Annotated in this window: 4 protein-coding genes and 1 pseudogene; all 5 read left to right on the top strand. The window is 70.3% G+C overall.

Annotation, left to right across the window (positions count from 1 at the left end):
- A pseudogene (locus VF330_RS29965) lies at positions 1-943 on the top strand (hypothetical protein); the annotation flags it as partial.
- 1 nt (position 944) lies between these two features.
- Complete coding sequence (locus VF330_RS29960; RefSeq protein WP_330855047.1) at positions 945-1,643, top strand: ESX secretion-associated protein EspG; 699 nt, start codon at positions 945-947, stop codon at positions 1,641-1,643.
- Positions 1,644-1,711: 68 nt separating this feature from the next.
- Positions 1,712-3,220: an alkaline phosphatase D family protein gene (locus VF330_RS29955; protein WP_330855046.1), complete on the top strand. Its 1,509-nt coding sequence runs from the start codon at positions 1,712-1,714 to the stop codon at positions 3,218-3,220.
- A gap of 21 nt (positions 3,221-3,241) precedes the next feature.
- Entirely contained in the window at positions 3,242-4,483 is a 1,242-nt protein-coding gene (locus VF330_RS29950; RefSeq protein WP_330855045.1) for a hypothetical protein, read from the top strand.
- 94 nt (positions 4,484-4,577) lie between these two features.
- The coding region (locus tag VF330_RS29945; protein WP_330855044.1) for an alpha-amylase family glycosyl hydrolase at positions 4,578-9,226 on the top strand (4,649 nt) is incomplete at its 3' end.

The raw sequence follows: 9,226 nt of genomic DNA, 5'->3' as shown, positions 1-9,226 counted from the left end.
CGACGTGACGCCGTGGGACACCGACGCCGAGGACGCCGTCAACGGCTACAACAGCGACGAGGCGCACAACCGCAAGGTCTACAGCGAGTTCCAGAGCGCCAGCAACACCAACCGCGGTGAGCTCCCCAAGGAGTTCCCCGGCGTCACGGCCGACACGCTCAACGTCCAGGTCACCGACACCGGTGGCGACGACGGGCAGGACAAGACGGCCAACGTCGGCAACGCGGGGCGGCCCACCGGCAACACCGGCACGTTCCCCAGCTCGACCGGGTCGCCGCAGGGCACCAACGGGGGCAGCTGGACCGGGACCACCGGCCTCAACGGCGGTGACCAGACCACGACCAGCGGCATCGGCGGCGGTGGCGACACCAGCACCATCACCCGGCCCGGTGACACCACCGGCGGTGGCCGGCCCATCGTCGGCGGCGTGATCGAGCGGCCGCCGAACACCGGCATCCCGCCCATCGGCGTGCCCGTCGGCCCCGGCATCGGCGGGCCCGGTGGAACGGGGACCGGTCGCGGCGGTGGCACCGGCGGCGGCAGGTTCGGTGGCGGACCCGGTGGAACCGGCGGGACCGGCGGCAAGTTCGGCGGGTCCGGTGGCACGGGTTCCGGGTCCGGCCGGCTCGGTGGCGGCGGGCTCGGCAGCGGTGTGGGCAGCGGCAACGCGAGCGGCACTGCGGCGGGGCAGCAGCCCGGTGGCAAGTCCGGTGTGTTCGGCGGCATGGGCGAGACCGGGCCGAACGCGCGCGGTGGTGGCGCGGCCGGTGCCGCGGGACGGGCCGGTGCGGCCGGTGCCGGTGGCATGGGCGGTCACGGGCAGAAGGGCCAGGGGGAGGACGACTTGGAGCATAAGTCGGCCGACTACCTGGTCAACGAGGAGAACACCAACGAGATCATCGGGGACATGCCGATGGTCGCGCCGCCGACGATCGGGGGGTGACGTGCTGCGGTCGTCCATCCAGCTGTCCGACCTCGCGTTCGACGTGCTGTGGAAGCAGGAGAAGCTGGGGGAGTACCACCCCGCGCTCTCCGTCGACTCGCCCGGTGAGACCGAGGACGAACGCGCCGTCATCGAGCGCGACGTCATCGGTGAGCTGCGCAAGGCCGGGCTCGACCACCCGGACGTGCGGGGCACGTTGCACCTGATCGCCAAGGCCGACGCGGACTACTCGGCGTGGATCGCCGTCACGCCGAGCGAGACCAAGCCCGTGGTCGTGGCGGCGGACTCGCAGCACGGCGTGCTCGCCGTGCACGACGGCGGGTTCGTGCAGCTGCACCCGATCCGGCCGGAGAACGCGCCGGAGGTCCTCGCGATGCAGCTGCCGGACGTCCAGGCCGGCAAGGGCCAGTCGATCAACGTGCACGAGTCGGAGCTCAACGCGCACCAGCCCGGCCGGGCGACGCCGTCGATCGCGCTGCGCAAGCTGCTCGCCCAGCCCCGCAGGGGCACGGCGAAGCTGTACGCGGCCAAGCGCGGCGCGGACGGACGGCAGCGGGCCAAGACCTTCCTCACCACGATCGACTTCGAGGACGGCCGCTGGCTCGTGGTCAAGTACACCGACCAGAACCGCCAGACGTGGGTGCACGCCACGCCCGCGTCCCGCCAGATCATCACGGACTGGCTCAAGCGTCTCACGTGAGCGGCGACGACGGTCGGAGTTCATCCGGGGTTTCACCACCGGCCAGACCCGGCGGCTAGAAACCGCGCATGACCTTCGACCGTCGCACGTTGTTCAAGGCAGGCGCACTCGGCACGGCCGCGGCGCTGGTGCCCAGCGGCATCGGCCTCGCGAGGACCGGCCGCCCGACTCTCACGCACGGCGTGCAGTCCGGCGACGTCACCTGGGACGGCGGCATCGTGTGGACGCGCGCCGACCGGCCGTCCCGGATGCTCGTCGAGGTGTCCCACGACCCCGAGTTCCGGTTCGCCCGGCGCGTTCGCGGCCCGGTGCTCAGCCCGGAGACCGGGGGCACCGGCCAGGTCCGCGTCAGCCACCTGCTGCCCGGCCGCACCACCCACTACCGCGTCACGGCCGAGGACCTCGACGGCCGCACCCGCAGCGAAGCCGTCACCGGCAGCTTCACCACCGCCCCGATCGGCCGCGACGACGTGCGGTTCGTGTGGTCCGGTGACGTCGCGGGCCAGGGCTGGGGCATCAACCCCGACATCGGCGGCATGCCGATCTTCAAGGCGATGGCCGACCGCAGGCCGGACTTCTTCCTGCACAGCGGCGACAGCGTCTACTCCGACAACCCGATGCAGCCGACGGTCGCGCTCCCCGACGGCCGGGTGTGGCGCAACCTCGTCACACCGGAGAAGTCCAAGGTCGCCGAGACTCTCGACGAGTACCGCGGCCAGTTCGCCTACAACTTCCTCGACGAGAACGTCCGCAGGTTCGCCTCGCAGGTCCCGATCATCGCGCAGTGGGACGACCACGAGGTCACGAACAACTGGTACCCCGGCGAGATCCTGGACCTACCGCAGTACACCGAGAAGCGCGTGGACGTGTTGGCGCAGCGGGCTTTCCAGGCGTTCCACGAGTGGATGCCGATCGACCGGACGCGCGCTGTGGACGGTCGCGTGCACCGGAAGTTCTCCTACGGCCGCAACGTCGAGGTCTTCGTGCTCGACATGCGCACCTATAAGGACAAGAACACCTCCCCGAAGGACCAGCCGGGCGTGATCCTCGGTGCCCGGCAAGCGAAGTGGCTCGTGGACGGCCTCAGTCGCAGCACCGCCACGTGGAAGATCATCGCCGCGGACCTGCCGATCGGTTTGACCGTACCGGACGGCACCGACATTGAAGGTGTCGCGAACGGACAGCCCGGTTCCCCCAACGGCCGCGAGCACGAGATCGCGTGGGTGCTCAGGGAGCTCAAGCGGCGCAAGGTCAAGAACACCGTGTGGCTCACCGCGGACGTCCACTACACCGCCGCGCACCACTACTCGCCGGACCGCGCGGCCGTCGGCGACTTCGACCCGTTCTGGGAGTTCGTGTCCGGTCCGCTGCACTCCGGCGCGTTCGGCCCGAACACCCTCGACCCGACGTTCGGCCCGCAGGCGGTGTTCGTGCACGCGCCACCCGTGGCCAACACGAGCCCGCTCGACGGGTTCCAGCACTTCGGCGAGGTCGAGGCCACCCGGCACGAGCTCACGGTCTGGCTGCGTGACGCGACCGGCGCCTCGCTCTGGTCCAAAACGCTCAGGGCCGCCTGAGCGCCGACGTAGTGTCGGTGCGTGCCCATCTCGTTCGACGCCACCGGTTTCCGCCAGCTCGACCGGTTCATCTGGCAGCACCCCAGCGGTGACCAGGCGGTTCTGACCTACTACGACCGCACGCCCGACCTGCCCGCCGGGCTGGGCGACCTGCCGAAGCTCAGGCACGACCTCGCTCTCGTCCACGGCGAGACGGGCTGCCTGATCGAGGCGCACGTCGTCCAGCTCGACGGGGTGCCGGCGCTGCTGCGGATCATCAAGCTGCCGCTGCCGGACCAGCCGCACGGGCAGGCCTTCGTCTGCTCCTTCACCATCCCCAGGGCGACCTCCAGCGCCGTGCTCCAGCTCGGGGCGGTGGAACGCGGCATGACGGGCGCGCGCGAGGCCGTGCTCGCGGCGGAGATCGGGTTCGAGAACTGGGTCCAGCCGCACCCGTACGCGCCGGAACTGCAGGGCGTCCTGCCGTTCCACTCCGGCGACAACCCGCGCTACGACCCGAGGTTCCCGGACCACCCGTTGTCGCGAGTGCGGGCGTGGGCGCACCACGTCGTCCGCACCGCCCGTGTCGACCCGCAGTTCGCGTCGTTGCCGCCGTTCCAGGTGCACGCCCCGGCGCCGGTCGAGCCCGGCCAGACCCTGGTGACGGCCCTGCCGAGCCTGCCGGTCAAGGACTTCGTCGGCCTGCAGATCGGTGACCGCACGACGTACTGGCGCACGACCGACCCGAAGCTGAAGGAGATGCTCGGCCGCGGCCTCATGGGCCGGTCGCCGCTCGCCGACACCCGGTTCCGCGACATGCTCATGATCGACGTCGAGACCGGCGAGGCGATGATTCCGGATCGGTTCACCACCGACGGCAACATGACCGCGCACGGCACGCACCTGGAGCAGGTCACGCTCCAGGAGGCGGACGCCGAGCTGACCGACGACGACGTCACCGACGCGTTCAAGTGGGCAGGACGCATGGCGGGCGTGGCGGCGGAACGCGGCGAGCACCTGTCCCTCGAACCGATCGAGCACCAGGGCGAGCAGGAGGACCCGCACGTCCTGCTCGCCGTCCAGCCGCACGAGGGGCAGCACGTCGTCATCGCCCAGTTCTCGCCGCCGCCGGGCGAAGGACCGCTGGCCGGGTCGGCGAGCCGCAGCGCCCCGGCGACGCCCGAGTCCGTCGAGGGCATCGGCGTCGTGGCGGGCGTGGCCGTCAACGAGTGGCGCTCGCACCCGCTGCGCCTGGCGATCACGTACCGGCGCCCGGCGGGCTGACCGCAAACATTTGCAAGGCCCGACGTATTGTTTCCCGCTGTTTGTCGTGGTTTCGTGCAGCAACCCTGCAAGAAGTTGCGACAAGGAGGTCGCGATGCGTCGGGTCGTCGCCGCACTCGCTGCACTGGTTCTACTGCCCCTCACACCGGTCCAGGCCGTTGCCGCTCCACCGCAACGCCTGGCCGTCGGCGAGGTGGTGGACGTCGCGCCCGGTGTGCGCGACGGGGACGCGAGGCTCGCCTTGCCGCCCAAGCGCGACGACCTGCGAGGGGAGCGCTTCTACTTCGTCATGCCCGACCGGTTCGCGAACGGCGACACGGGCAACGACCGCGGCCGCTCGAACGCCGCCGAGAACGGCTTCAACCCCGCTGACAAGGGCTTCTACCACGGCGGCGACCTCAAGGGCCTGCGCCGGAAGCTCGACTACCTCGACGGCATGGGCATCACGGCGATCTGGATGACGCCGATGTTCCTCAACCGCTGGGTGCAGGGCGACAGCGCCGGCTACCACGGCTACTGGACGCTCGACTTCACCAAGCTCGACCCGCACTTCGGCACCACGCAGGAGATGCGCGACCTGATCAAGGACGCGCACCGCCGCGGTATCAAGGTCTTCTTCGACATCGTCGCGAACCACACCGCCGACGTCATCAAGTACGCCGAGGGCAAGAACCAGTACGTCTCGACCGGTGCGCAGCCGTACCTGGACGCGGACGGCAAGCCGTTCGACCTCAGCGACTACGCGGGCAAATCCACGTTCCCGAGACTGGACGCGCAGAAGTCGTTCCCGTACACGCCGGTCAAGGACGGACCGACGAAGTTCACCCCCGTAGTCAAAAATCCTGGGTGGCTCAACGACTCCACGCTCTACCACAACCGCGGCGACTCGACGTTCTCCGGCGAGTCGAGCGAGCAGGGCGACTTCTCCGGCCTCGACGACCTGATGACCGAGCACCCACGCGTGGTCAACGGCATGAAGGACATCTTCACCAGCTGGATCGACACGCTCGACATCGACGGCTACCGCGTCGACACCGTCAAGCACGTCAACCTGGAGTTCTGGCAGGCCCTCGCGCCGCACGTCAAGCAGTACGCGAACCGCAAGGGCAAGAAGGACTTCTTCGTCTTCGGCGAGGTCTTCGACTCCTCGGCCGAGAACACCTCGAAGTACACGACCACCGGCAGGATGCAGGCCACGCTCGACTTCCCGTTCCAGAGCGGCGCGCTGAGCTTCCTGTCCGGCAAGGGCTCCCAGCGCCTGGGCGAGGTGCTGCTCGACGACGACCGCTACACCGACGCCGACTCCAACGCCTCGTCGCTGCCGACGTTCCTCGGCAACCACGACATGGGCCGCATCGCGTGGATGATCCGCAACGACCGCCCCGGCATCTCGGACGCGGAACTGCTGGAGCGGCTCAAGCTCGGCAACCAGCTGATGTACCTGTGGCGCGGCAACCCGGTCGTCTACTACGGCGACGAGCAGGGCTTCGCGGGCACGGGCGGCGACAAGCTCGCACGTCAGGACATGTTCGCCTCCAAGACGCCGGAGTACATGGCGGAGAAGCTCGTCGGCAGCGACCGCACCGGCGCGCAGGACAACTTCGACACCTCACACCCGCTCTACCAGCAGCTCAAGGCGCTGGCGGCGCAGGTCGACAAGGACCCGGTGTGGCGCGACGGCAACCAGGTGCTGAGGTACGCCGATGGTGACGTGTTCGCGTTCAGCCGCATCCTCGGCCGCGAGCACCTCGTCGTCGCGAACGCCGGCACCTCGCCCGCGACCGTCACCGTGCCCGTGTCGTCGAAGGGCTTCGAGAACGCGCAGGTCCAGAACGGTCGCGTCACGGTGACCGTGCCCGCGCTGTCGACGGTGGTGCTCAAGGGCACCGGCGACGTGGCGAAGTCGAAGCCGGCGCCCGTCCTGGTCGCCCCGGCCGCCGGAACGGTGCTCGACGAGCGGGTCGAGCTCCGCGCGGACGGCATCAGCGCCCCCAACGCCGCGGCCACGTTCGCCGCCCGCGTCGAGGGCACGCGCGACTGGACCGTGCTCGGCACCGACGACGCCGCCCCGTACCGCGTTTTCGCTGACCTGTCGGCACTTCCGGGTGCGGCGGTGGGCAAGCGCGTCGAACTGCGCGTGGTCGCGAAGTCCGGGGAGATCGGCGCGGACGGCGCGTTCGTGTCGCTCGTGGCCGCTCCGCCGGTCCCGGACCCCGGCACGAAGAACCCGGACTGGCTGGTCGTGCACTACGCCCGCGACGACTACGACGGCTGGGGCCTGCACGCCTGGGGCGACGTCGAGACGCCGACCGAGTGGGGCGCGCCGGCGCCGTTCGCGGGGGAGGACGCCTACGGGCGCTTCGCCTGGGTGAAGCTGAAGCCGGGCGCCAAGTCCGTCGGGCTCATCGCGCACAAGGGCGACGAGAAGGACACGTCGGTCGACCGGATCGTGGACCCGAGCGTGACGCCCGAGGTGTGGTTGAAGCAGGGCGACCCGGCCGTGCACCCGTCGGAGCAGGCGGCCACGGGCAAGGCGGTCGTGCACTACGTCGGTGACGCCACCGGTGCCGTGGTCCGCGTGGCCGGACGCGGCGATGTGCCGTTCACGAACGGCGTCGCGGAGCTCCCGCCGACCACCGACTTCTCCGTCGTGCGCGGCACGGTCGTGGAGGCCTCGGGCAAGTTCACGAGCGGCCACGCCTGGGTGGCCGGGGGCGAGGTCCACGCGTCGAAGGCCGCCGCCGAGAACCGCGCGGTGATCCACTACAACCGGCCGGACGGCGACTACACCGACTGGACGATGTACCACTGGACGGGCTCCGCGGAGCCGTCGCCGGGCTGGACCCAGTCACGGGTGCCGGACGGGCGCGACCAGTTCGGCGTGTACTGGTCAGTGCCGCTCGCGTCCGGCGCGGCGGGCCTGAGCTACCTCCTGCACCGCGGCGACACCAAGGACCCCGGTGCCGACCAGTTCCTGGACCTGGGCCAGAAGGGGAACGAGGTGTGGCAGTTGCAGGGGAACGAGACCTACCTGCTGCCGCCGAACGCCGGTCCGGCCGCCGACGACGACCTGACCAAGGCCAAGGCGATCTGGATCTCGAAGGACAGGGTCGTCTGGGACGTGCCGGCCGTGCAGTCCGACGGCTACCGCCTCGAATATGGCGGCAAGGTGCTGCGGCTCTCGCCCACGACCGAGGAGGTGCCGGCGCGGTTCCCGCACCTCAAGGGCAAGCCGGTGTTCGCGGTGCGCGGGTTCGTCGACGAGGCGTTGCGGGACAGGCTCTCCGCCGTGCACGTCGACGCGGGCGGCGCGATCCGGCACCGCACCGGCGTGCAGATCGCGGGCGTGCTCGACGACCGCTACGCAGCAGCCGCGACGAAGCTGACGTTCGGGCCGGCGTTCGACCGGGACAGCGCGTCGATCCGGCTGTGGGCGCCGACGGCGCGGAACGTGAAGCTGCGCCTGTTCGACGAACCCGCCGGCGAACCGAAGAAGGTCGTGCAGCTCAAGCGCGACGACGCCTCGGGCGCGTGGTCCGGTGAGGGGAACTGGAAGAACAGGTACTACCAGTTCGAGGTCACCGACTGGCAGCGCACGGTCGTCGTCACCGACCCGTACTCCGTCGCGCTGTCGGTGAACTCGACGCACTCCCAGTTCGCCGACCTGAAGGACGCGAAGTCCATGCCCGCCGGCTGGACGAAGGACGTCGCCCGCGGCATGGGTGGCGCGATCACCGAACTGCACGTGCGGGACTTCTCGATCGGCGACGAGTCCGTCCCGGCGGCCGACCGCGGCACCTACAGGGCGTTCACGCACCGCGACTCGACCGGCATGAAGCACCTGAAGTCACTGGCCGCGGCGGGCATGGACACCGTGCACCTGCTGCCGACGTTCGACATCGCCACGATCCCCGAGAAGCGCTCCGACCAGGCCACCCCGGCCTGTGACCTGAAGTCGCTGCCCGCCGACTCCGACCAGCAGCAGGCCTGTGTCGGCGCGGTGGCGGCGAAGGACGGCTTCAACTGGGGCTACGACCCGTTCCACTACGACGTGCCCGAGGGCTCGTACGCCACGGCGGACGCGCAGAACGGGTGGGCGCGCTCGAAGCAGTACCGCGAGATGGTGAAGTCGTTGCACGACAACGGCAACCGCGTGGTCGTGGACGTGGTCTACAACCACACGGCGGCCTCCGGCGACGCACCGACGTCCGTTCTCGACAAGGTCGTGCCCGGCTACTACCAGCGGCTGAACCTCGACGGCTCGGTCGCGAACTCCACGTGCTGCGCGAACACGGCGACCGAGAACGCCATGATGGGCAAGCTCGTCGTGGACTCGGTGGTGCGCTGGGCCCGCAACTACAAGGTCGACGGGTTCCGCTTCGACCTGATGGGCCACCACCCGAAGGCAAACATCCTCGCGGTGCGCGCGGCACTCGATGCGCTGACCGTGGAGAAGGACGGCGTGGACGGGCGCAGGATCGGCGTCTACGGCGAGGGCTGGGACTTCGGCGAGGTCGCCGGCAACGCCCGCGGCATCAACGCGACCCAGCTGAACATGGCGGGCACGGGCATCGGCACCTTCAGCGATCGGCTGCGCGACCGCGTCCGCGGCGGCGGACCCTTCAGCCCGCTGCGCGACCAGGGCTTCGCTTCGGGTCTCGCCCTCGAGCCCAACGGGTCGTGGCAGGGCACCGACGACGAGCAGCGGGCGCGCCTGCTCCAGTACGCCGACCTCGTGCGCCT

The organism is Lentzea sp., from assembly GCF_036380075.1.
Lineage (GTDB): Bacteria > Actinomycetota > Actinomycetes > Mycobacteriales > Pseudonocardiaceae > Lentzea.
The sequence above is the reverse complement of the archived record's forward strand: the minus strand, read 5'-3'. Positions and strand labels throughout refer to the sequence as shown.

What these genes read in the sequence shown, in the direction of transcription:
- VF330_RS29955 (WP_330855046.1), top strand. Translation starts at nt 1,712, where the DNA reads ATGACCTTCGACCGTCGCACGTTGTTCAAGGCAGGCGCACTCGGCACG.